Here is a 22700-nt window from a genome sequence, read left to right as displayed (position 1 = left end):
GCGAAACGTCAGTGCGTTGAGCTTCGCCATCGCTGTGAGTTGGGGCGGCAGGGCATGATGTTTTCCTGTGCTGACTATCTAGATTGACGCACCTTCACTGCGTTACTCACCACGTAAGGCACGTGAGCCGCGAGTGACCGTGGCAATGCCGACACCCAGGGTTTCGGCAATCTGACGCTGGGGAATACCTTGTTCCAGCATCTTGAATATCTGCAGACGTTTGCTGATTTCCGTTAGCTCAGAGGGGGTCAGCAAGCTGCGTAACGCCTTCTCCATGCTGCTCTGATCATTCATGGTCAGCAGATGATCAATCAATTCAATTAGATAGGTGTCTGTATTCATGTACTAGTACGATACAGATATTTTTTCGGAAGGCAAGGAAGAATTTGCTGTGTCGTCATCGGGATGGAGGTGAGTAGTTATGAGTGACTCGTGTTGAAAATAAAAAAGCACCGCCGAGGCGATGCTTTCTTGTACTTGCAGAGGCTGGCGTTTCTGCGCGGTTAGCTCTGGACAGGGGCAGGTTGCTGCTGTGTGAGGCAATGAATATTGCCGCCACCGAGCAACAGTTCGCGCCCAGGGATCATCACTACCTTATGGTCAGGGCAGATGCGCTCCAGCACCGCTCGGGCTTCCTCGTCTCTGGGATCATCGAAACAGGGAGCGATGATGCCGCCATTGACGAAGAGGAAATTGACATAGGAGCCGGCCAGACGGCTTTCAGTTGTGCGCTCCTGTGATCCTTCGACCAGATCAACGCTTGCAACCTCTTCCTCGGTTGCATAGAGCGGACCGGGAATAGGTATGGTATGAATGACAAATTCACGTCCCCGGGCATCTTTCTCCTGCTGCAGTACGTCCAGTGCGGCGCGGCACAATGCGTAGTTAGGATCCTGCTCATTGTCGGTCCATGCCAGCAGGACTTCGGCAGGGCGAATGTAGCAGCAGAAGTTGTCAACGTGGCCGTTGGTTTCGTCATTGAAGAGGCCCGTGGGCAACCAGATGACCTTGTCAATGTTCAGATGCTGCCTGAGTACCTCTTCAATTTCCGCCCGATCCAGATGTGGATTACGGTTGGTATTCAGCAGGCATTCCTCAGTGACGATCACAGTGCCTTCGCCATCAACATGAATGGAGCCGCCTTCCAGCACAAAGCCGGGCAGGGCATACCGCTGGCAGCGTTCGATTTCGAGAATTTTGCTCGCTACCTGCTGGTCACGCTTCCAGGGGAAATACAGACCGCCATTGAGGCCGCCCCAGGCATTGAAGTCCCAGTCGACGCCACGCACTTCGCCTTCGTGGTTGATAACGAAAGTCGGGCCGGTATCACGCACCCAGGCATCATCATTGGAGATTTCCACCACACGAATGTTGGGGTGATCAAGGCGTGCACGGGCGTTTTCATACTGCGCTGCCGAGACGCCGACAGTAACAGGCTCGAACTCAGCGATCGCTTTGGCAAGAGTGGCATGAGCCAGTTGTACCGGCTTGGCGCCTTCGCGCCAGTTGTCAGTACGCTCTGGCCAGATCAGCCATGTCTGGCTGTGGGGAGCCCACTCAGCTGGCATGTGGAAGCCGTCCTGGCGGGGAGTGCTGGTCAAAATGCTCATATTCAGGCTTTTCCATCCAGAGTGGTGACAGGCGTGTAAAGGTTGTAGCGACGGTCGCGGAACACACCCCAGGCGCTGCGGATTTTCTCCAGTTCATCGAGGTCAAAGCTGTGCACCAGAATGCCTTCTTCGGTTTCATTCAGCTCAGCCACTTTTTCACCAAACTGGTTGGCAATAAAGGATGAGCCGTAGAAGGTGATGTCGTAGCCATCCTGTTCTTCGTTGCCAATACGGTTAGAGGCAATCAGCGGCATAACGTTGGCACCCGCGTGGCCCTGCTGCACGCGCTGCCAGTGATCACGGGAGTTGATCGTTTTGTCGTGTGGCTCAGTACCAATAGCGGTGGGGTAGAACAGCAGTTCTGCCCCCATCAATGCCATGCTGCGCGCGCACTCGGGGAACCACTGGTCCCAGCAGATGCCTACACCAATTTTGGCATAACGGGTTTGCCAGACTTTGAAGCCGGTGTCGCCCGGGTTGAAGTAATACTTCTCGTGGTAGCCGGGGCCATCAGGAATATGGCTCTTGCGGTAAATGCCAAGCATGCTGCCATCGGCATCGATGATGGCGACGGTGTTGAAGCGGGCACGACCAGCCAGTTCAAAGAAGCTGATGGGCAGTACCACTTCCAGTTCTTTAGCCAGCTTCTGGAAATGTTGGATGGCAGGGTTGTCTTCCAGAGTAGTGGCCAGCAACAGGTAATCTGCATTGGGTTTCTGGCAGAAATAGGGTGTTTCAAACAGCTCCTGAATCAGGATGATCTGCGCACCTCTGGCGGCAGCTTCACGAACCAGTTTCTCAGCATTGGCGATGTTGGCTTCTTTATCCCAGGAACAGGCCATCTGGGTGGCTGCGACGGTAACGTTACGACTCATGGCAAACCTCATATCTGTGGTTCGTGAAGGTTGTCTGCCGATGCTGTATTGAGACAAACATCTGGCGCGAGTAACTGATGCATACAAGCGCCTTGCTCATAGGGTCAGGCGCTGTGGCGCGCAACCCGTTGATAAAGACGATATGCTGTTGGGGTGTTTTATAGTCGATATTTATCCGTATTAAAAGTGAAATTTAAAATAATCACTGATGATAAATGGGAAAATATCGATAAGTATCGGTTATTGAGTGTTGCCCGATTGACGCTGTAACAAGGGTGGCAAGTACAAACCAAGATAGGCCTGATAGGCCCGAAGCCCTTCGGCTGCCATGGTCGGCGTAATCTCTCCGTGACGCTGGATGGACAGGGTGTAGATACGGTCTGCCAGCTGCATTGCCAGATCAAAAATGTCGATGTCTGCAGGTAGCGGCGGCAGCTTGAAGTAGTGGTTAAACAAGGCGGCTACCGCATGGCTCAGCTCCACGTCATGTTGACGATCTCGTAACATCACCTCGCTCATGCCGTGGCTGGACAGTATCAGCTGTCGGGCCGCTTCATCATCGTTGTAGACCGACAACACCTGCTGCTCGATGTGGGCGGCGAGGTCATTCCAGCTGACTATCTGGCCCGCTGCTGGCAGTACGGCCAGTGCGTGCAGAAAAGCCTGATGCACTGACGCAATTAATGCCTCCAGCACATCACTCACGCTGGGGAAAAAGTGGTACACCGAAGACGGAGGAATATCGGCTTTTGCCGCAATAGCATAGATCGACAGATTGGCCAGCCCTTCACTGCTGAGCAGCTCGCGAGCGGCCTCGAGAATAGTGTCGATACGGGCCTGACTGCTGGCACGAGGGCGGCGTGTGGAGGAGCGAGTGGCCATCGTAACTGCTCTCTGACAGATGAATATCGGCTTTGCTGTGGTCGGCAGTATAGCCGGTGAGACCAGCAGCACAAGTAACGCACCTTTCTTCATCACTTGCCCACGCTGCTGCGTTGTTTTGAGGAACGCCCGACATTACAAGAGCTGGTAATGTGATGTATGACTTTTTCCGTTATCGCTGTGTGTTCCAGGCCGGTCTGCCATTGTTATCAAGGATTCCCCTATGTCTGTCTTATCAACCGCCAATGCTCCCCGTCTACTCTGTGCTGCCCCCGTGACCTCTGCCGTGGCTGAGCGTGCCGTGACCGAGTTTGATGCTCTGCTAAGCCAGGAAAAGCAGCTGACACCGGCAGAAATGCTTGTAGTGGTAAAGGCCAATCCCTCGGTTCAGGCCATTCTTGTTTCCTCCCGTATTCCTGTTAAAGCCGAGACGCTGACGGCACTGGCGCCGCAGATCAAAATCATTGCCACCAGCAGTGTTGGCTATGAGCACATGGATGTGGCTGCGGCAACGTCACTGGGTGTTGTCACCACTAACACACCCGATGTGCTGACCAATGCCACTGCTGATATGGCGATGTTGCTTTTACTGGGCGCTGCACGGCGAATGCGTGAGTACCTGCAGGTCATGGATAACGGCTGGCGCCAGCGGTTTGGCTTGGGTGACTTGCTCGGCACCGAGGTCAGTGGCAAGACGCTGGGGATCTGGGGCATGGGCCGTATCGGTCAGGCAGTGGCGCGGCGGGCCCGTGGTTTCGATATGAAGGTGTTGTACTGTAATCGTTCACGCCTGAGCCCGGAGCTTGAACAAGGTGCTACCTACTACAGCGATCTGGAGGCCATGCTGCCGAATTGTGACTTCCTCTCGTTGCACGCACCGTCCAGCCCCGAGACCACTGGCGCCATCAATGCTGACCGGCTCAAGCAATTGCCGCAGGGGGCGATTCTGGTCAATACCGCACGAGGTCAGCTGGTGAATGAAGAAGACCTGCTGGCAGCACTGAAATCAGGGCACATTGCTGCTGCAGGCCTGGACGTATTTGCTGCTGAGCCGGAATATGACCTGCGTTTTCGTGAATTGCCCAACGTCTTTATGGCGCCGCATATGGGCTCAGCCACAACGGAAACCCGCGATGCCATGGGCCTGCGTGCTCTCGATAACATCGCTGCGGTGTTGAGTGGCTACAGTGCCCGCGACGCCCTTAACTGACCTGATTTTGCTCCCTCGATAAACAGGGCTTATACTTCGGCCCTGTTTTTGTAGTCGTACAGTCATACTGACGGCGATACCGATTAGAGATGCTAAGCAGGTAATCAGCGATGGGTGCACAGTGGAAAGCCAAAGGCAAAGCCGAGGCTGCTAACGCCAGGGGCAAAATCTTTACCAAGCTGTCACGTGAAATCACCGTGTCAGCCCGTGCGGGTGCTGATCCCGATACCAATGCTGCCTTGCGTATGGCAGTGGAGCAGGCGCGTAAAGCGTCCATGCCTAAAGACACTATCGAGCGTGCCATCAAGAAGGGCGCGGGTCTGTTGAACGAAACCGTCAACTATGAGCTGGTAACCTACGAAGGCTACGCGCCGCATCAGGTTCCCGTCATCGTTGAGTGTCTGACCGACAACAAAAACCGCACTGCTTCCGGCATGCGTGTTGCCTTCCGTAATGGTCAGCTGGGCAGCTCAGGTTCTGTAGCCTGGACGTTTGACTATCTGGGTCTGATCGAAGCAACTGCCGAGAAGGCCGATGCCAATGCTGAAGAAGCTGCTATCGAAGCTGGTGCTCAGGATCTGGAAGAGGGCGAGAACGGTGAAGTACTGTTCATGACCGACCCTTCTGATCTGATGGCCGTAGCGGCAGCGCTGCCAGAGTTTGGCTACAGCGTGCAGAGCGCCAAACTGGGTTATGTGCCCAAGACCCCTGTTTCTCTGGAAGGCGATGCGCTGGCTGAAGTTGAAGCGTTCCTGGAAAAGGTGGAAGCAGACGACGACGTGCAGAATATCTATGTAGGTCTGGCAGGTTAAGTTTCACGCGGCTGACATAGCGATGTATAACAAAATAAAACCGGCTCAGGCCTAATGCCAGTCAGTTAAGCCCAACAGCTTGACCTTTTGCGCCCTGAAACGAAAATCCGATGCTTGTTTTGAGCATCGGATTTTTTATGCGACTGTCCCGCGCCTTGGCACTGACTCACGAAGCCGCTTCTACTACTCACGCCCTTGATGAACTGGGGGCGCTGCTTGATCCAGACCTGGTCAGCACCGCACTGGAAACGGCGGGAGTGGCGACCATACGTAAGCGACGCCTCCCTCTTGAGTCCATGATCTGGTGCGTGATCGCCATGGCGTTGTTTCGCCGGATGTCGGCCTGGGATGCTGCGAGTCGTATGGACATCATGCTGCCTGGGCAGAGGCCACTGGTGGCACCCAGTGCCATCGTGCAAGGTCGGCAGCGCCTGGGCAGTGCGGCGGTGCGAGAAGTCTTTTCCCTGACGCAACAACGCTGGCATGCCAGCGCCAATCACCCCACCTGGGCGGGTTTGCGCCTGCTCAGTGTCGATGGCGTGGTCTGGCGCACAGCGGATACGGACGACAACCGCAAGCACTATGGCAGCGCCAGTAATCAGCATGGCGATACCGGCTATCCCCAAGTGCGCATGGTCTGCCAGATGGAACTGACCAGTCACATGCTGGTGAGCAGTGCTTTTGCCGGTTATCACAGCAACGAGATGAAGCTGGCCGAACAACTGATCGACAGCACACCCGATCACTCGCTGACCTTGTTCGACCGTGGCTTCTATTCGCTGGGGCTTCTTCATCGCTGGCAACAAACAGGCACTCAGCGCCATTGGCTACTGCCGCTGCGCAAGGATGCTCAATATGAGGTGCTATACAAGCTGGGACGCCAGGATGCCATCGTCTCGCTAAAGACCTCGCCGCAGGCGCGTAAGCAATGGCCCGAGCTGCCCGACACGCTACAGGCCAGGTTATTAAGCAAGACCATCAAGGGCAAAGTCCGGCAAGTACTGACTTCGATGATCGATCCTCTGCGCTTTCCGCCAGATGACATCGTGGATCTGTACAGCCAGCGTTGGGAAATCGAATTGGGCTATCGAGAAATGAAGCAAGGCATGCTCGCGGGTCACTACACACTGCGCAGTAAAACGCCGGAGATGATTGAACAAGAGCTGTGGGGCGTACTGCTGGGGTACAATCTGCTGCGTTATCAAATGCTGGAAATGAGTCGCCACTGCCCTGGCATCTCCCCCTGCGAAATGAGTTTCACCGCCTGCACCTGGGCGATCCTGGGCTTCTTGAACGGGGTCTCTTTGAATCATCCAGGCAACATCCCTCGCTACCTGGCTGAACTACAGGCTTCGGCCATGCACTACGTCCTGCCTCATCGACGTGAGGAGCGCAGTTACCCGCGGGTGGTCAAGCCCAAGCCGTCCAAGTATCCGACCAGAAATAAAAATGCCAGTCAGCTTAACTGACTGGCATTAGGCTCAGGCCGGTTTTATTTTGCCTTTCTTTGGCGTTCGTGATCCTGCTTAACGCTCTTCCCTCCTTCTCAATTCGACTGACGGCGGCTGGACAGGCGGCTGTTGAGCGGGTAGTCTGCCAATTTAATAAACGATCAGTCTATAAATAGGTCGGTGCACTCGTGACAGAATCACTTACTTCACCTCGCCGCCGCGGACGCCCGCCGAAGCAGCCCGATGGCCAGCTTGAGACGCGTCTGGCGCTGATTCGCCGGGGCATGGAAGTGCTGACCGAGCGAGGGTTCACTGCCACCGGCCTGGAAGGGTTTTTAAAGCAGGTCGGGGTGCCCAAAGGATCGTTCTATCACTACTTCGACAGTAAGGAGGCTTTTGGTCGGGCGGTGATGGAAAGTTATGCCCGCTATTTCGAGCGTAAACTGGATCGCCATCTGCTTGATGAACGGCTGTCACCGTTGCAGCGCCTGGATGCGTTTATCGCGGATGCCAGTGCTGGAATGGCACGCCATGGTTTCCGCCGTGGTTGTCTGGTGGGGAACATGGGACAGGAAGTCGCGGTATTGCCGGATGATTTTCGCCAGCAGCTGGATGCCATCCTGCACAGCTGGCAGCAACGCTTGACCGTTTGCCTGCAGGCTGCTCAGGCGCAGGGGGAGTTGTCAGCTGCACTGGATGCTGAGGAGCTTGCTCAGTTTTTCTGGATAGGCTGGGAAGGGGCAGTGCTGCGTGCTCGTTTGCAGTGCAGCGCGGCACCTCTGGACGTGTTTTACAGTGGTTTTCTCAGGATGATAAGCGCAAACCGCAGCAGCTGAATTGTATGCGGCTAATCAGTGTACGCCGCCCAGCTCAGTCTTACTCGCTGTTCTGATATTGCGTCAGCACTTTTGAAATAGCCCAGGCATAACGTCTGGGTTTTTAGTGAAATTCAATAGACGATCGGTCTATAACTTGTCGCCACCCAGTAGTCAGGGTGGCCCGCTAACCAAGGAGAACCTCAGATGTTCAAGGCACTGCTGATAAGCAAAGACGAACAGGGTTATCGCACCGAACTGACCCAGCTGGATGATCACCAGCTACCCGCCGGTGATGTGACCGTGGCCGTCGACTATTCAACGCTGAATTACAAGGATGCACTGGCCATCGCGGGGACGTCGCCCATTGTGCGTAGCTTTCCAATGGTGCCGGGCATTGATCTGGTAGGGACGATAGAAAACAGCCACCACGCTGACTACAGGGTGGGCGATAAAGTACTGCTCAACGGCTGGGGAGTCGGTGAAAGCCATTGGGGTGGGCTGGCGCAGAAAGCGTGCTTGCAGGGAGACTGGCTGATTCCGCTGCCCACTGCTTTTACTCCCGAGCAGACCATGGCGATTGGCACCGCAGGCTACACCGCCATGCTGTGTGTGCTGGCCATCGAGAAACACGGCATTACCCCGTCGATGGGCTCCGTACTGGTCACGGGGGCTAATGGTGGAGTGGGGAGCTTTGCGCTGAGTATTCTGGCTAAGCTTGGTTATACCGTTACCGTATCCACCGGGCGTCCGCAGGAGGCTGAGTATCTGAAGCAGCTTGGTGCAGCCGAGATCATTGAGCGCAGCAGTCTGTCTGAGCCGGGCCGGCCTTTAGCCAAAGAGCGCTGGGTTGCTGCCGTTGACTCTGTTGGCAGCCATACGCTGGCCAACGTCTGTGCTGCTACCGCCAGTGAGGGCATTGTTGCTGCTTGCGGTCTGGCACAGGGGATGGATCTTCCCGCCAGTGTGGCGCCGTTCATTCTGCGTGGTGTTACGCTGCGCGGTATCAACTGTGTGACCCGACCCAAAGCTGATCGTATTGAAGCCTGGCAGCGGCTGGGGGAGCTGATCGATCCGCAGCAACTGGCGTTGATTACCCATACTATTGGCCTGGCCGAGGCGATACCTGTTGCCCGGCAACTGCTGGACGGCCAGGTACGTGGTCGCGTGGTAGTGGATGTAAACCGCTGAAGCCATCGCCAGCAGGTGTCGGCCCAAGCCCGCTGTTTGCTGCGCTTGCCTGAATCATTCCAGCCCGCAGCGCACGAGTTTGCGCTGGCATAAGGGGCAGGGCTTGTCATCGCCTGCCCCGTTTCTCCGTTTCTCCGTTTCTCCGTTTCTCCGTTTCTCCGTTTCTCCGTTTCTCCGTTTCTCCGTCTGACCAGCGGTTGATGGCGACCCCTCTGCTGACCACGTATCTATTCTGATCTGAGCCCTGTACGTAATTTGCCGCAAAACTGTCACGTGCTCGTCATCCTTGGTGGTTACTTTGCTACTGAATGAGATCGATCTCATTTTGGTTGTTAAATGAGCGTGTGACAGAACGGCAGCGTGCAATGACGGACTTATTGAGTGTGGCCAAAAAAGCAGGCGTGTCCCGGGCGACGGCAGCGAGAGTGTTTTCTCAGCCCGAGCTGGTGCGTAAAACGACCCTGCAGCGCGTGCTGGCGGCGGCCGAGGAGCTGGCCTTTCGCCCCAATCGTCTGGCTCAGCAGTTGCGCACTCAGGCCACCCGCATTATCGGCGTCCTGCTGCCTGATCCCCGTAATCCGGTGTTTGCCGAGCAACTGCTGGCGATGGAGCTGGCTGCCCGGCAGCAGGGGTATGCACTGCTGGTAACGACGACCGGCTACGACGCCAGTCAGGAACTGCAACTGGTGGAGGAGATGCTGTGCCAGCGCGTTGATGGTCTGGTGCTGACCGTAGCGGACGCAGAAAACAGCGAAGTGCTGGCCAAGCTGCAGCGAGAGTCCGTGCCCTATGTGCTGGTGTACAACCAGCCCACCGACCCCGATGTGCAGGCGATCAGTGTCGATAACCGGCTGGCCATGTACGACGCTGCACAGTATCTGCTGGCGCTGGGGCACCGGCAGATCGGTATGGTCGCAGGCCCGATGGCACAGTCTGACAGGGCACGGCTGCGGTACGACGGTTATTGCGCCGCCTTGCGCGAGCACGGCATCACGCCCCGTCCGGTCATTGAGATGGCTTCCCACACCCGCGCCAGCTTCCCTTTGCTGCAATCGCATGTGCAGGGCAATGAGGGGCTGACCGCCTTGCTGTGTTCCAACGATCTTTTGGCACTGAGCCTGATCAGTGATCTGCAACGTCACGGCTATGCCGTGCCTGACGATATGTCGGTGATTGGATTTGATGGCATCGAGCTGGGCGAACTGCTGTTCCCGTCGCTCTGTTCGGTGGTGCAACCGCGGGAGGCCATCGGCCGTGAAGCGGTTGCTGTGCTGCTGGCCATGATGAGGGGTGAGCAGCCTGATATTGGCAAACTGCCTCATCGATTGAGACCGGGTGAGAGTGCCGGGCCGCTGCAACGGCCCGACACCGATGCTCACCGCATCCGTACTCGCTAGTACCTGATAACAGAAAGCAGGAGACATTATGAAGAAGTCCACTTGGCTGCGCCAGTTCGCCGCCCCGATGCTACTGGCCACCCTGGGTATGATGGGCACCGCTCAGGCGGCTGACACCGCGATCTGCTACAACTGCCCGCCAGAATGGGCGGACTGGGGGACGCAGCTGCAGGCCATCAAGCAGGATCTGGGGATCAGCGTGCCGCAGGACAACAAAAACTCCGGCCAGTCGCTGGCGCAGCTGGTGGCGGAGAAGAGTAACCCGGTTGCTGACGTGGTCTATTACGGGGTGACGTTTGGCATTCAGGCGCAAAAGGCCGATGTCGTCACGGCGTATCAGCCAGCCCACTGGGATGAGATTCCGGCTGGTCTGAAAGACCCGGCGGGACACTGGTTTGCCATCCACAGCGGCACGCTGGGGTTTGCGGTCAATGTCGATGCGCTGGGCGGCAAACCCATTCCGCAGTCATGGGATGACCTGCTCAAGCCAGAGTACAAAGGCATGGTGGGTTATCTGGATCCGTCCAGCGCCTTCGTGGGTTACGTCGGTGCCGTGGCCGTCAATCAGGCTAAAGGCGGTAGCCTCGATGACTTCACGCCCGCTATCGAGTATTTCAAAAAGCTGGCAGCCAACGAGCCGATTGTGCCGAAGCAAACGGCCTATGCACGGATGATGTCAGGCGAAATCCCCATCCTGCTGGACTATGACTTCAACGCCTACCGCGCCAAATACAAAGACCACGTCAACGTTGCCTTCGTTATTCCTCAGGAAGGGACTGTGGTTGTGCCTTACGTCATGAGTCTGGTGAACAATGGCCCTCATAGTGCGGAAGGCAAGAAAGTGCTCGACTACGTGCTGTCTGACAAGGGACAGGCGATCTGGGCCAACGCTTTCCTGCGTCCTGTACGTGCCAGCGCCATTTCCAAAGAAGCGCAGTCACATTTCCTGCCGGGCAGTGACTATGCCCGTGCCAGCGCAGTGGACTACGGCCACATGGCGGATGTGCAGAAGGCATTCTCTGCGCGCTATCTGGCCGAGGTGCAGTAATGTCGCAGTCGTTACTGACGACAGGAGGGCAGCCCGCCAGCCGGGCGGCCCCTTCCGCGCGCCCACGGCGTCATTATGGTCAGTGGCTGGCGCACTGGGCGCTGGCACCCGCGCTGGCTTTCTTTCTGGCGTTCTGGTTGCTGCCCTTTGTACAGCTGATGGTGATGGGCGCTGGTGCTGACAGTGGCAGCGGCGAGCCGGGTTACTGGGCCGTGCTGACTCATCGGCAATATCTGTTCAGCCTGCTGGTGACGGTGCTGCTGTCTTTGGCCGTCGCGGTGCTGGCGGTGGTGATCGCTGCTATCTGTGGCTGCTTTCTGGCACGTAATCATTTCTTCGGGCGCAGCCTGTTGCTGTCGATGCTGACCTTTCCACTGGCCTTTCCCGGTGTCGTGGTTGGCTTTCTGGTGATCATGCTGGGTGGACGCCAGGGGCTGTCAGCACAGCTTGGCCAGCTGCTGGCGGGTGAACGCTGGACCTTTGCCTATTCCCTGACCGGGTTGTTTATCGGTTATCTGTATTTCTCCATTCCGCGCGTGATCATGACGGTGATGGCGGCCTGCGAAAAGCTCGATACCAGTCTGGAAGAGGCGGCCCGCTCGCTGGGCGCCAACAGCTGGCGGGTGATTGCTGATGTGCTTATTCCCGGCATTCGCCCGGCGTTAATTTCAACCGGCGCCATCTGCTTCGCTACCAGCATGGGTGCCTTCGGCACGGCCTTTACCCTGGGCACCCGGATTAATGTGGTGCCGATGGCCATCTACGGCGAATTTACCAATTACGCCAACTTTGCCATGTCCGCGGCGTTGTCTGTGCTGCTGGGCGCGGTGACCTGGCTGGCGCTGGCGCTGGCGCGGCGATTATCGGCAGATGCCAGTCTCGGAGGTGCGTAAGCATGTCTACATCCTTGTTGGTACGCGGTGCTGGCGTTCTGCACTGGCGCTTTGTCCTGCAGCTGATTTTTACGCTGGCCGTCTGCGCTTTCATGATTGTGCCGGTGCTGATGTCGGTGCTGGCCGGTCTGACCGAAAACTACCTTGCCGGTCTGAGTAGCGGCCTCACAACCCGCTGGATAGCCGAGGTGTGGGGGCTGTATGCCGACAGCATCTGGCTGTCCATTTATCTGGCGCTGGCCTGTCTGGGCTGTACCTTGCTGCTGGGCGTCCCGGCGGCCTATGGTCTGCTCAAGTGCCGCAAGCGCTGGGCTGCGATCATTGAAGAATTACTGCTGATGCCGGTCGCCATCCCCGGGCTGGCGACGGCTCTGGCACTGTTGCTGGCCTATGGGCAGTTTCATGGCTTTCGTAGCAGCTGGCTGTTTATTCTGGTCGGCCATGTGTTGTTTACGCTGCCCTTCATGATTCGTCCGGTGCTGGCGGTCATGCAGGCCATTGATGTGGTGCGTCTGGAAGAGGCCGCCTCCAGTCTCGGGGCCGGCACTATTCAACGCTTCTTCACGGTCATTCTGCCCAATTGCACCAGCGGCATTCTGGCGGGTGCCCTGATGGTAATTACCCTGTCGGTGGGCGAGTTCAATATCACCTGGATGCTGCATACCCCGCTGACCAAGACCTTGCCGGTCGGGCTGGCGGACAGCTATGCCTCAATGCGACTGGAAATTGGCTCGGCCTATACCCTGATCTTCCTGCTGATGATTCTGCCACTACTGACGCTGATCCAATGGTTTGGCCAGTGGGCTGCCCGGCGTGCCAGCCGAAGCGTGCAGTAATGCTGTTGAGTTTGAGTAAAACCTTATGAAGTCGACATTTGCTACTTTGCCTCAGGTCGCTCATCGCGAACCTGTGCGTATTCGCCTGCGCCAGTGTGCCCGTACATTTGCCGGGCGGCAGGGGCAACACACCGCACTGCACCCGCTGGATCTGGCTGTCGAGCCGGGGGAAACGCTGGTGCTGCTTGGCCCCTCCGGCTGTGGCAAGACCACTACGTTACGCATTATCAGCGGCCTTGAGCAACCTGACGCCGGAGGGGAAGTGTGGTTTGGTGATGAACAGGTCACCCATCTGCCGATTGAGAAGCGCGATGTGGGCATGGTGTTTCAGAACTACGCGCTGTTCCCCAACATGAACGTTGCCGCCAACATCGGCTACGGTCTGAAGATTCGTGGTTATTCTGCTGAGGTGATACGTCAGCGTACCGGCGAAATGGTGGACATGGTCCATCTGCAGGGGCTGGAGCAGCGCGCCATTCATGAGCTGTCTGGCGGGCAGAAACAACGTGTGGCGCTGGCCCGTGCCATGGCGGTGCAGCCACGGGTGCTGCTGTTTGATGAGCCACTGGCGGCACTGGATGCCAAACTGCGTGATCGCCTGCGGATTGATATCGGCCAGCTGTTGCGTCAGCTGGGCATTACTTCCGTCTATGTGACTCACGATCAGGCCGAGGCCATGGCGCTGGGGGATCGCATCGCGGTGATGGAGAGGGGGCGTATTGCTCAACTGGGCACTCCGCAGCAAATCTATCATCAGCCTGCAACGGCCTTTGTTGCGGACTTTATCGGCACGGTCAATCGCTTTGCCATCCTGGGGCGAGTGCAGGGCAGTCTGCAGGTGACGGGCGGGGGTCTGCCGTCTGACTATCAGGGTGACGCCTCCTTGCTGTATTGCCGCCCGGAAGATGTGCGGATTTGCACTGACGACGAGCCGGTGGCTGTGCGGGGCAGGGTGATTCAGCGTTTCTTCCTCGGCCAGAGTCAGCGCCTGCTGGTTGATACCGGCGCAGCGGAGCCATTACAGGTCGACAGCAGCAGCCGACAGCACTGGCAGGTCGGCGATGTGATCAGTCTGACCGTCCCGGCAGATGCGCTGTTCACCATCACCGGCAATCAGACACAGCCTCATGCCGGAAAGAAGGCAGGAAGTGCCGCAGGAAGCGCAACATGAGTCGTCAGTTTATCGTCGCCCAGATCAGCGATCTGCATATCAAGGCCGGAGGCAGGCTGTCTTACAAGCGGGTGGATACCTTGCGGGCCTTGCAACATGCCGTCACCCGCCTGAACAGCCTGCGTCCCAGACCGGATGTCGTGGTCATCACTGGTGATCTGGTGGATTTTGGCCGGGCGGAAGAGTACGCCACTCTGCGACAGGCACTGCAACCGCTGCAGATGCCGTTCTACCTGATAGCGGGTAACCATGATGAGCGTCAGGCGCTGCGTGCCGCCTTTCCCGAGCATGGCTATTTGCATCAGCAGGACAGGTTTTTGCAGTGGTGCATTGATGACTACCCGCTGCGCCTGATCGGGCTGGATTCCACCGTTCCCGGTCAGCCCCACGGCGAGTTGTGCCCGCAGCGGCTGGCGTGGCTGGAGCAGACGCTGGCAGCCGCGCCCGCTAAGCCCACGCTGGTGATGCTGCATCATCCGCCCTTTATCAGTGGTATCGGCCATATGGATGTGCAGCGCCTGTTCAGCAGTGAGCAGCTGGCGGCGGTGATCCGTCGTCATCCGCAGGTGGAGCGGGTGCTGTGCGGGCATCTGCATCGCAGTATTCAGCAGCGCTTTGCCGGTACGCTGGTGTGCTGCTGCCCCGGAACCTCCCATCAGGTGGCGCTGGATATTGATCCGCAGGCGCCATCGCGCTTTGTCATGGAGCCACCGGCCTATCTGCTGCACTGGTGGACAGAGGCGCAGGCGCTGATCACCCACACTGGCATGCTGGATGAGTATGCAGGCCCCTATCCGTTTTTTGATGCTCATGGGCTGATTGACTGAGGCAATCTCACGCAGGCTGCCTGCGTCATGACGGATGGTCTAACGGGAAATCCTGACCTGATGGTTTGAATAAAAACTGTACTGTGCTATTTCGGGCTTTGTTGGGGAACTGTAAAATGCCGAAACATTTTTTAATGGTTCGGTAGCGAGAGAATGGTGAAGTATCTACTCGTTGTGGCGGCGTTATCTGTCGCGCCTGCGGCCAGCGCTGACATCTATTTCTGCATGGTCGATGGGGTTAAAACCTTCACCGACAAGGCCTGTGCTGACGGTGTGAAGCTGTCTGAGCCGGAGGACCAGCCTGCGCCCGACATGGCGTCGGCAGCAACGGCGCCTTCAGCGGGCAGCGCCCAGAATGATGCGGTCATTGAGCAGCTGAATGATCAGCTGGCCAACAATCCTCCTGCTGCGGGAGGGTTGCCCAATGCGTTCGAGGCACAGGCTCAGCACATGAAGCGGCTGGCGGACAGTCATCGGGTAGAAAATGGCATGACGCCGTACTGGGTCGCCAGAGCCTGGGGTGAACCGACCAACAAGAGTACGCTGTCCACGGCTGACGACATTGTCGAAAACTGGCAATGGGAAGATAGCAGCGGGGCGATCATTCACGAAGTTATGTTCATGAATGGCGTGCTGTTCTCCTTCCAGTAATAGCGCCTGTGTGGATGCCTGTGAGGCTCACTGGCATCCGGCTGGGTGACCACCTCTCCTGTATCTCCTCTTTCGCACCGCTGTTTTCGCCCTGTCTGGCTTTTCTCGCCAGATCATGAAAGCGTCCCGGATTGAGAAAAGGCCATTGGCCAATTCGGGGTGCGCTTGTCAGCACGACCGAAACAGAATAGATATTCCCCTCTGCATTTTTCATGGTGACCTTCGATGGCCCGCTCACCCCGTTCTGCTGCGGTAAGTAAACCACTGCATTCCACGTCTGGCCGCGCCAGTGCGGTCTTTGTCTGGCTGTTTGCCGGCGCTTTGCTGGCACTGGTGGCCAGCGGACGATGGCCGGTCTGGCTGGCGCTGGGCTATCTGCTGCTGAGTCTTGCCACTTTTATGGTGTATGCCTGGGATAAACGTGCCGCCCGCCGGCAGGCGTGGCGCATTCAGGAAAGTACCCTGCATCTGCTGGCTTTGCTGGGCGGCTGGCCGGGCGCACTCTGTGCCCAGCGCTGGTTGCGGCATAAGTCCAGCAAGGGATCCTTCCAGTGGGTCTTCTGGCTGACGGTGGTGGTCAATATGCTGGCCCTGCTACTGCTAAGCCGACACGGTTTTTTACCGGCAGAATGGGAACTGCTTATCCGCTGACAGACCATTCATGAGGGAGTTCAGCAGGAAAGGAAACTGACCTTGTGCATTAACGTGCAGGTTTTACAGGACTGACTAGACTTGCTGGGAATATGAATTTTCATACAGGAGAATCCCCATGTTGCTGAAAGGCTCATGCCATTGTGGTGCTGTGCATTTTGAAGTGGAGTCTCCTCATCCTTACCCCTTCAATCGCTGCTACTGCTCCGTATGTCGCAAAACGGCGGGCGGTGGGGGCTATGCTATCAATCTGGGTGCGCAGTCTGAGTCGCTGAAGGTAGAAGGGCGCGACCATATCACGGTCTACCACGCCATCATTGACGGGCAAACCAGCCCGGCCGAACGTCATTTTTGCAAGCATTGCGCCACGACTCTGTGGGTGTGGGACCCACGCTGGCCGGAACTGGTGCATCCCTTTGCCTCGGCTATCGATACCGAGCTGCCGATTCCTCCCGAGCGTACTCACCTGATGCTGGCCTATAAGCCGGAGTGGGTCGAAGTGGATGTGCGTGGCCCTGATACCTGTATCTATGGCTATCCCAAGGAAAGTATTGCCGAATGGCATGAACGGCTGGGTCTGGTGAGCTGAAACCAGAACGTGCTCCGTATCCGACTCAGGTAGCTGCAGGGACGACATCAGCCATGGCCACTTCTTCCCGACCTAACGTGCTCTTTATCTCGGCGGATCAATGGCGGGCTGACTGCCTGTCTGCGGTTGGCCATCCACTGGTGAAAACCCCTCATCTTGACCGGCTGGCAGCCGAGGGGACGCTGTTTCGTAACCACTTCACCCAGGCGGCGCCCTGTGGCCCCAGTCGTGCCAGTTTGCTGACCGGCATGTATGCGATGAATCATCGCTCCATTCTCAACGGCACGCCGCTCGATGACCGCCACACCAATATCGCGCGGGAAGTACGCAAGGGTGGTTTTGATCCGATTCTGTACGGCTATACCGATACCAGTGTCGATCCGCGTACCGTGGCGGCGGGCGATCCGGCGTTGCGTGATTACGGCGGCTTACTGCCGGGGTTTCGTGAAGGCTTCAGATATGACGATGAAATCTGCCTGCCCTGGATCAACCAGCTGCGCAGCAAGGGTTACACCCTGCCATGGCATCCGGCACAGACCTACTTTGCGGACCCAGCGGTTGAGCTGCCGGCCGGGAAAGGGCACAGCTACGCTCCGACCCTGTACCGGGCTGAGGATTCGGATACGGCCTACACCGCTGATCGTATCCTCCAGCATATGCAGGCCCATCGCGGTCAGGGCTGGTTTATCCATGGTGTCTTCCTGCGGCCTCATCCTCCGCTGTATGCGCCAGAGCCTTTCAATCGCCTTTATGCGGCAGAGCAGGTGGCATTGCCCCAGCGGGAATCGTCACTGGTGGAGGCGAAAGCTCAGCATCCCTTCCTTGATTACTGGCTCGATGTGCAGCAGCGCCCGGGCTACTACTTTGGCCATCAGCATAACGTGGTGTCGTTACCGGAGGCGGAACTCCAGCAGATGCGCGCCACGTACTATGGCCTGATTACCGAGGTAGACCTGCATCTGGGGCGACTGTTCGACTATCTGCGTGAAACCGGGGAATACGACAACACCCTGATTGTCTTTACCGTCGATCACGGTGAGCAGCTGGGAGATCACTATCTGTGGGGTAAAGGCGGTTATTTCGATGCCAGTTACCATATTCCGCTGATCATCCGGGCACCGGAATGCAGCGGCGCGCGGGGTAAGCAGCTATCAGCGCTGACCGAGGCGGTGGATCTGATGCCGACCATGCTGGACTGGCTCGGGCTGCCTATACCCACCAGTTGTGATGGTGAGTCGCTGCTGCCCTGGTTGCACGGTGCTGACCCTGCACACTGGCGCAGTGAGGTGTTCTGGGAATACGATTTTCGTGATCCGCACACCCAGCAGGCCGAGCAGCGGCTGGGGCTGAACAGCAACGACTGCACCCTCGCGGTGCTGCGCAGTGAGCGCTACAAGTACGTCCACTTCACGGCGATGCCACCTCTGCTATTCGATCTGCTCGATGACCCCTGCGAGTTTCATAACCTTGCCGATAACCCGCAGTATCTGCCCATCCTTCTGCAGATGGCGCAACGCATGCTTTCGCGGCGCATGGCCAGAGCGGACCGGGTGCTGGCCAATACCCTGCTGACCCGTCAGGGCGTCATCAACCCACCGTGTTAACGTTGGGCTATTCACCGCATTTCCTTAATTCAATTCTATTGCTGGCAATTCCTGTGTTGTGGTTAAGGAATATTGCTGCTGGTAATTGCGGCTTTTGAATAAAACCCTGATTTTGAATTGGAATGCACGCTCTGTTTATATCGGTGTTTATATTTGTAATTTGTGTTTCATATGTAAAAGGCTGCAATTCTGTGTAGAGCGCTATAGGTGCATCATGCTTGTGCAGTAGGCTGATTTATAGGCGGTTTTTGGTTCTGATCTGGTGCAAAAGGTGTGATCTGGAGAGTTCAGGTCGCAGACGTTAAATTTCCCTTTTTATTGCAGGTTTATTTGTTTTGGCTCAATAGGTATATTCGGACACCAATATCCAAAGTATCTTTTTGATACAGCTAAACCATAACTTGCAGATATCTGCCCAGGGGATGGAATGTTTTTGCTGCGGCCTGTGCTCTATTTAATGAACCGTACGCGCTATGCGTACAAATTTCTGATCATTTTCCTGGTATTCATGCTGCCGTTCTGCTGGCTGTCGGTTGATAAACTCAGCAGCCTGTATACGGATATGCAGAACGCCCGCTCAGAGCAGGAAGGTCTGGGTGTCATCACCAAACTGCTGGATGTGTTTGAAGCCTCGCAGAAGCTGGCCGGAGCCAGGGTAGTGGCCATGGCGCGCAACGAAGAGGATGTCACGTCGGCGGTCAAAGATTATCAGCAGCAGTACGATACCAGCGTGGCAGACTACAACACCGCTGTTAGCGGGAGCCGCTTCGAGGGGCTGGCTGTCGACAAGGACGGCAAGCCGCAGGAACAGGGCAGTAGCACCAGCGTGCCTGTCGATACCCTGTACGTGATGAACTTCAGCCAGCCTGAGCACCTGCGTGACGTGATCAAAAACGTAGCCAGTCGGGCACATCTGAGCAAAGACGAAAACGACACGCTGTATAACGATGTCGACTTCATGCTGAACTCCCTGATACCGGCCTATGTCAACCTGTCCAGAGCGCGCACCTATAACGCCTACATTGTGGCCTATGGCTTCCTTGAGTCTGCCTCCAAACCAGGCGTGTTCAATCTGGTCAATGAACTGAAGGCTATCACCGAAAGCTCCGCCGCTGACCAGCCAATGCAGCAGGCTATCATCGATTCCAGTAAGGCGATTCTGGATCAGTTCCAGACAGCCGTTGTAGCCAAATACGCCACGGGCAGCTTCTCCTATGATGACAAAGCTCCCGCACAATGGCGCTCGCATTTTGAGGGGTACGACAAGGCAACCTCTGCACTGGTCGCTGGCCGTCAGCAGTTGCTGGATGAAGTGTCCGGCATTCTGGAGCAGCGCCTGCAGAATAAGCGTGCGGCACTGCTGGCCTGGTCTTCGATTCAGGTGGTGATGGTGCTGCTGATTGTCTATCTGTTTGCCGGCTTCTATGTGTCGGTACATGGCGCCATCAAGACTATCCGTACCGGTACCCGCCGTGTGTCTGAAGGCGACTTGAGTCAGGACATCCGCACTGATGCCAGTGATGAGCTGGGTGAACTGTCGAACGACTTCAATCAGATGCAGATCAAGATGCGTTCGCTGATCACCGAAGTGGCCAACATTTCTGAATCGACCACCGTCAAAGCCACGACCGTGAACGAAAATGCGCAATCCAGCAGCGAAAGCGTGGCGATGCAGACGGTCGAGCTTGATCAGATTGCCACCTCAATGAGTGAGCTGGTCGCCAGCGTTCACGAAGTCAGCCGCAATACCCATACGGCTTCGGGCAAAGCCAGTCAGATCGGCGCCGAGTGCGAGCAGGGGCTGGTTCAGGTCAATCAGGCCGTGGCGGGGATCAACCAGCTGTTCGGCCATATGGATGCCTCACGCGATGCCATCTCCTCGGTGGAGCAGGAAAGCGGCAGCATTTCCAAAGTGCTGGATGTGATCAAGAGTGTGGCCGAGCAGACCAATCTGTTGGCGCTCAACGCAGCCATCGAGGCGGCGCGTGCCGGTGAGCAGGGTCGTGGTTTTGCCGTCGTGGCCGATGAAGTGCGCAGTCTGGCACAGCGTTCCCATGAGCTGACCGGTGAAATCGACACCATCATTGCCCGCCTGCAGCGTCAGGTCAGCAATGCGGTCAGCACCATTGAGACCAGCCATCGCAGTGCATCAGCCACGGTGGAGGAAGTGGAGAAGACGGCCAGCATCTTCCAGCAGATCACCTCCAACATGGAGTTCATTGTTGACCACAATACCCAGATCGCGTCCGCCGCTGAGCAGCAGGCCAGTGTGGTGGAAGGGGTAGAGCAGAGCACGGTGGAAATCAAGAAAGCCAGTGAAGTGACCGCCGAGCAGGCCAGCAGCACCGCCAGCCTGAGTACCGAAGTGGCACGCATGACCCGTGAACTGCAGGGTATGATTGCGGCATTCCGCGTCTGACCTGTACTGCACTGGCTGATCCAGGAGCGCCCGTGTGGCGCTCTTTTTTTTCGCCGGCTCAGCAGGGTGAGAGCGATGGAGAAATGCTGACGGCTTTTACCCCTATGGCGTCGCCAGCGGTGTTTTCCCTGTTATTTATCCCTGTTATGAACTGCACTTAACACTCATACCCCATACGGGGGAAGGCAACATGAGTGCTGACAAATCTGGCTGGATTTCTGAACTCTGGACGACACCCTGGGCGCAGGTGCTGCGCCACGCTCTGGTCGTTGGGAGTGTCATCTTTGCGGTGGCCCTGCTGGGTATTTTTTCCCGCCCGGTAGGCTTTCTCGCGGCTATCTGGCCTGCCAATGCGCTGCTGCTGGGGATGTTGCTGCGCGCTCCCAGACTGACCAGTGGCTGGTGCTGGCTGGCCGCCTTTATTGCACTGGTACTGGCCGATCTGCTGACCGGTGGCAAATGGCTGATCACACTGTGGCTGACTGCGGCCAATCTGGCCGGAGTCGGTACGGCCTTCTGGCTCTACAGCCGTTTTCATACGGTTGACCGAACGCTGCAAAGCCCTCCAGCGGTGTTGCATCTGTTTGTTTTCTGTTTTTGCGGCGCGCTGGCCAGTGCACTGGTCGGTTGTGGCGCCAGTATCGTCCTGTTTGACCGCGATATCTGGATCGGGCTGGCCTACTGGTTCAGTGCAGAAATGGTCAACTACATCACTATCCTGCCGGTTGTACTGACTTTTCCCCTGCGTCGCATTGTGCAGTGGTTCCAGCAGGCCTTTGCCATGCGTCGTCTGGAGCTGGACTGGTTGCGTCTGGCGCCGCTGTTCAGTCTGGCAGTGTCGCTGGTAGTGATGATGGCGGTGGGTGGCTCCGGCGCCATCGCCCTGCCGGTGCCGGCACTACTCTGGTGTGCCCTGAGTTACAGCCTGTTCACCACCATGCTGGTGACACTGATCTTTACCACCATCATTAGTGTGGCGCTGGCGAGGAACCTGTTACCGGTGTTTGCTCATGCCAACTTTATTGATGACACCGTGTCATTGCGGCTGGGCCTGACCATGCTTGCGCTGGGACCGCTCACGGTGGCCTGTATCAATGCCGCGCGTAACAAACTGGTGGTGCAGCTCGATCATGCGGTGAACCATGATTACCTGACCGATGCCCTGTCACGAGCCACTTTTGAACATCGGGCAGGTAACCTTCTGAAGGAGCTCACTGCGGCGGGTAAACCGGTGGCGATGCTGATGATGGATCTGGATCATTTTAAGTACATCAATGATCACTTTGGCCATCGCAGTGGTGATCTGGTGCTGATTGAATTTGCCCGGCTGGTGGACGGCCAGTTACGCAAAGGTGACCTGTTCGGGCGGCTGGGTGGCGAGGAGTTTGCAGTCATGTTGCCGGGGATCAGCCGCGAAGGCGCCGCTATGGTGGCTGAGCGCCTGCGTTCCATGGTGGCGGAACATCGCTTTGCCGGGGTAGATGGTAAGCTGCTCAAAGCCACGGTCAGTATTGGCGTGGGGTATCTGCCTGCTAAACAGCATATCGAGCGGGAGCGCCTGCTGGTGCGAGCCGATGAAGCGTTGTATCTGGCCAAAAACCGGGGGCGCAATCAGGTACAGATTCAGGATGTGCAGGCACCTGCCGCCGACAAAAAATAACCCGTTTGAGCGAGGCTGCCAGCCGCAGGGCTGGCACATCAGATGCACATACGCCTTGTGCTGAGTGCGTATGGCACCCATACATTTTATAAACCCGGTCAGCCCATT

Annotated in this window: 21 protein-coding genes; 17 read left to right on the top strand and 4 right to left on the bottom strand. The window is 57.1% G+C overall.

Features of this window, described 5'->3' with window-relative positions; all coding sequences use genetic code 11:
* Positions 1-102 precede the first annotated feature (102 nt).
* From QCD60_RS26105 to QCD60_RS26090, 4 genes are all read right to left on the bottom strand, one after another.
* Positions 103-342: a Trp family transcriptional regulator gene (locus QCD60_RS26105; protein WP_104155180.1), complete on the bottom strand. Its 240-nt coding sequence runs from the start codon at positions 340-342 to the stop codon at positions 103-105.
* A gap of 161 nt (positions 343-503) precedes the next feature.
* Positions 504-1610: an agmatine deiminase gene (gene aguA / locus QCD60_RS26100; protein ID WP_279789893.1), complete on the bottom strand. Its 1107-nt coding sequence runs from the start codon at positions 1608-1610 to the stop codon at positions 504-506.
* A 2-nt stretch (positions 1611-1612) separates the two neighbouring features.
* Positions 1613-2485 (bottom strand): N-carbamoylputrescine amidase, encoded by an 873-nt coding sequence (gene aguB / locus QCD60_RS26095; protein WP_279789892.1) that lies wholly within the window; start codon positions 2483-2485, stop codon positions 1613-1615.
* A gap of 240 nt (positions 2486-2725) precedes the next feature.
* The gene (locus tag QCD60_RS26090; RefSeq protein WP_279789891.1) at positions 2726-3367 is read right to left on the bottom strand and encodes a TetR/AcrR family transcriptional regulator; all 642 of its coding nucleotides are present in this window, start codon (positions 3365-3367) and stop codon (positions 2726-2728) included.
* A gap of 223 nt (positions 3368-3590) precedes the next feature.
* Here QCD60_RS26090 and QCD60_RS26085 point away from each other — a divergent pair, with 223 nt between their 5' ends.
* The 17 genes from QCD60_RS26085 (at position 3591) to QCD60_RS26005 (ending at position 22592) form a co-directional block, all read left to right on the top strand.
* The gene (locus QCD60_RS26085) at positions 3591-4577 is read left to right on the top strand and encodes a D-glycerate dehydrogenase (protein WP_279789890.1); all 987 of its coding nucleotides are present in this window, start codon (positions 3591-3593) and stop codon (positions 4575-4577) included.
* 110 nt (positions 4578-4687) lie between these two features.
* Positions 4688-5389 (top strand): YebC/PmpR family DNA-binding transcriptional regulator, encoded by a 702-nt coding sequence (locus QCD60_RS26080; RefSeq protein WP_279789889.1) that lies wholly within the window; start codon positions 4688-4690, stop codon positions 5387-5389.
* Positions 5390-5526: 137 nt separating this feature from the next.
* Positions 5527-6858, top strand: a complete 1332-nt coding sequence (locus tag QCD60_RS26075; RefSeq protein ID WP_279781589.1) for an IS4 family transposase — start codon at positions 5527-5529, stop codon at positions 6856-6858.
* A gap of 170 nt (positions 6859-7028) precedes the next feature.
* Complete coding sequence (locus QCD60_RS26070; protein WP_279789888.1) at positions 7029-7676, top strand: TetR/AcrR family transcriptional regulator; 648 nt, start codon at positions 7029-7031, stop codon at positions 7674-7676.
* 186 nt (positions 7677-7862) lie between these two features.
* The gene (locus tag QCD60_RS26065) at positions 7863-8846 is read left to right on the top strand and encodes an oxidoreductase (protein ID WP_279789887.1); all 984 of its coding nucleotides are present in this window, start codon (positions 7863-7865) and stop codon (positions 8844-8846) included.
* A 365-nt stretch (positions 8847-9211) separates the two neighbouring features.
* Positions 9212-10243 carry a substrate-binding domain-containing protein gene (locus QCD60_RS26060; RefSeq protein ID WP_279789886.1) on the top strand — a complete coding sequence of 344 codons (1032 nt, stop codon included), beginning with the start codon at positions 9212-9214 and terminating at the stop codon, positions 10241-10243.
* A 28-nt stretch (positions 10244-10271) separates the two neighbouring features.
* Positions 10272-11291 carry an ABC transporter substrate-binding protein gene (locus QCD60_RS26055; RefSeq protein WP_279789885.1) on the top strand — a complete coding sequence of 340 codons (1020 nt, stop codon included), beginning with the start codon at positions 10272-10274 and terminating at the stop codon, positions 11289-11291.
* Positions 11291-12184: an ABC transporter permease gene (locus QCD60_RS26050; protein WP_279789884.1), complete on the top strand. Its 894-nt coding sequence runs from the start codon at positions 11291-11293 to the stop codon at positions 12182-12184. Before QCD60_RS26055 ends, QCD60_RS26050 begins: the two co-directional genes overlap by 1 nt.
* A 2-nt stretch (positions 12185-12186) precedes the next feature.
* Positions 12187-13020, top strand: a complete 834-nt coding sequence (locus QCD60_RS26045) for an ABC transporter permease subunit (RefSeq protein WP_279789883.1) — start codon at positions 12187-12189, stop codon at positions 13018-13020.
* A 25-nt stretch (positions 13021-13045) separates the two neighbouring features.
* Positions 13046-14191, top strand: a complete 1146-nt coding sequence (locus QCD60_RS26040) for an ABC transporter ATP-binding protein (RefSeq protein ID WP_279789882.1) — start codon at positions 13046-13048, stop codon at positions 14189-14191.
* Positions 14188-15018, top strand: coding sequence for a phosphodiesterase (locus QCD60_RS26035; RefSeq protein ID WP_279789881.1), 831 nt, complete (start codon positions 14188-14190; stop codon positions 15016-15018). The genes QCD60_RS26040 and QCD60_RS26035 overlap by 4 nt, the downstream gene beginning before the upstream one ends.
* Positions 15019-15171: 153 nt before the next feature.
* Entirely contained in the window at positions 15172-15669 is a 498-nt protein-coding gene (locus QCD60_RS26030; protein WP_279789880.1) for a DUF4124 domain-containing protein, read from the top strand.
* 225 nt (positions 15670-15894) lie between these two features.
* Entirely contained in the window at positions 15895-16320 is a 426-nt protein-coding gene (locus tag QCD60_RS26025; protein ID WP_279789879.1) for a DUF1294 domain-containing protein, read from the top strand.
* Positions 16321-16438: 118 nt separating this feature from the next.
* Positions 16439-16909: a GFA family protein gene (locus QCD60_RS26020; protein WP_279789878.1), complete on the top strand. Its 471-nt coding sequence runs from the start codon at positions 16439-16441 to the stop codon at positions 16907-16909.
* 53 nt (positions 16910-16962) lie between these two features.
* Positions 16963-18513 (top strand): alkaline phosphatase family protein, encoded by a 1551-nt coding sequence (locus QCD60_RS26015; RefSeq protein ID WP_279789877.1) that lies wholly within the window; start codon positions 16963-16965, stop codon positions 18511-18513.
* A 457-nt stretch (positions 18514-18970) separates the two neighbouring features.
* Positions 18971-20932 carry a methyl-accepting chemotaxis protein gene (locus QCD60_RS26010; protein WP_279789876.1) on the top strand — a complete coding sequence of 654 codons (1962 nt, stop codon included), beginning with the start codon at positions 18971-18973 and terminating at the stop codon, positions 20930-20932.
* 190 nt (positions 20933-21122) lie between these two features.
* Entirely contained in the window at positions 21123-22592 is a 1470-nt protein-coding gene (locus QCD60_RS26005) for a diguanylate cyclase (RefSeq protein WP_279789875.1), read from the top strand.
* Positions 22593-22700 lie beyond the last annotated feature (108 nt).

Origin of the sequence: Pokkaliibacter sp. MBI-7, assembly GCF_029846635.1 — a bacterium.
Lineage (GTDB): Bacteria > Pseudomonadota > Gammaproteobacteria > Pseudomonadales > Balneatricaceae > Pokkaliibacter.
This window is presented reverse-complemented; position numbering and strand designations above follow the sequence as displayed.

Bases quoted from the DNA above. Each gene is read 5' to 3' on its own strand.
- QCD60_RS26105 (WP_104155180.1), bottom strand. From the start codon at position 342: ATGAATACAGACACCTATCTAATTGAATTGATTGATCATCTGCTGACC.
- aguA (WP_279789893.1), bottom strand. From the start codon at position 1,610: ATGAGCATTTTGACCAGCACTCCCCGCCAGGACGGCTTCCACATGCCA.
- aguB (WP_279789892.1), bottom strand. From the start codon at position 2,485: ATGAGTCGTAACGTTACCGTCGCAGCCACCCAGATGGCCTGTTCCTGG.
- QCD60_RS26090 (WP_279789891.1), bottom strand. From the start codon at position 3,367: ATGGCCACTCGCTCCTCCACACGCCGCCCTCGTGCCAGCAGTCAGGCC.
- QCD60_RS26085 (WP_279789890.1), top strand. From the start codon at position 3,591: ATGTCTGTCTTATCAACCGCCAATGCTCCCCGTCTACTCTGTGCTGCC.
- QCD60_RS26080 (WP_279789889.1), top strand. From the start codon at position 4,688: ATGGGTGCACAGTGGAAAGCCAAAGGCAAAGCCGAGGCTGCTAACGCC.
- QCD60_RS26075 (WP_279781589.1), top strand. From the start codon at position 5,527: ATGCGACTGTCCCGCGCCTTGGCACTGACTCACGAAGCCGCTTCTACT.
- QCD60_RS26065 (WP_279789887.1), top strand. From the start codon at position 7,863: ATGTTCAAGGCACTGCTGATAAGCAAAGACGAACAGGGTTATCGCACC.
- QCD60_RS26060 (WP_279789886.1), top strand. From the start codon at position 9,212: ATGACGGACTTATTGAGTGTGGCCAAAAAAGCAGGCGTGTCCCGGGCG.
- QCD60_RS26055 (WP_279789885.1), top strand. From the start codon at position 10,272: ATGAAGAAGTCCACTTGGCTGCGCCAGTTCGCCGCCCCGATGCTACTG.
- QCD60_RS26050 (WP_279789884.1), top strand. From the start codon at position 11,291: ATGTCGCAGTCGTTACTGACGACAGGAGGGCAGCCCGCCAGCCGGGCG.
- QCD60_RS26045 (WP_279789883.1), top strand. From the start codon at position 12,187: ATGTCTACATCCTTGTTGGTACGCGGTGCTGGCGTTCTGCACTGGCGC.
- QCD60_RS26040 (WP_279789882.1), top strand. From the start codon at position 13,046: ATGAAGTCGACATTTGCTACTTTGCCTCAGGTCGCTCATCGCGAACCT.
- QCD60_RS26035 (WP_279789881.1), top strand. From the start codon at position 14,188: ATGAGTCGTCAGTTTATCGTCGCCCAGATCAGCGATCTGCATATCAAG.
- QCD60_RS26030 (WP_279789880.1), top strand. From the start codon at position 15,172: ATGGTGAAGTATCTACTCGTTGTGGCGGCGTTATCTGTCGCGCCTGCG.
- QCD60_RS26025 (WP_279789879.1), top strand. From the start codon at position 15,895: ATGGCCCGCTCACCCCGTTCTGCTGCGGTAAGTAAACCACTGCATTCC.
- QCD60_RS26020 (WP_279789878.1), top strand. From the start codon at position 16,439: ATGTTGCTGAAAGGCTCATGCCATTGTGGTGCTGTGCATTTTGAAGTG.
- QCD60_RS26015 (WP_279789877.1), top strand. From the start codon at position 16,963: ATGGCCACTTCTTCCCGACCTAACGTGCTCTTTATCTCGGCGGATCAA.
- QCD60_RS26010 (WP_279789876.1), top strand. From the start codon at position 18,971: ATGAACCGTACGCGCTATGCGTACAAATTTCTGATCATTTTCCTGGTA.
- QCD60_RS26005 (WP_279789875.1), top strand. From the start codon at position 21,123: ATGAGTGCTGACAAATCTGGCTGGATTTCTGAACTCTGGACGACACCC.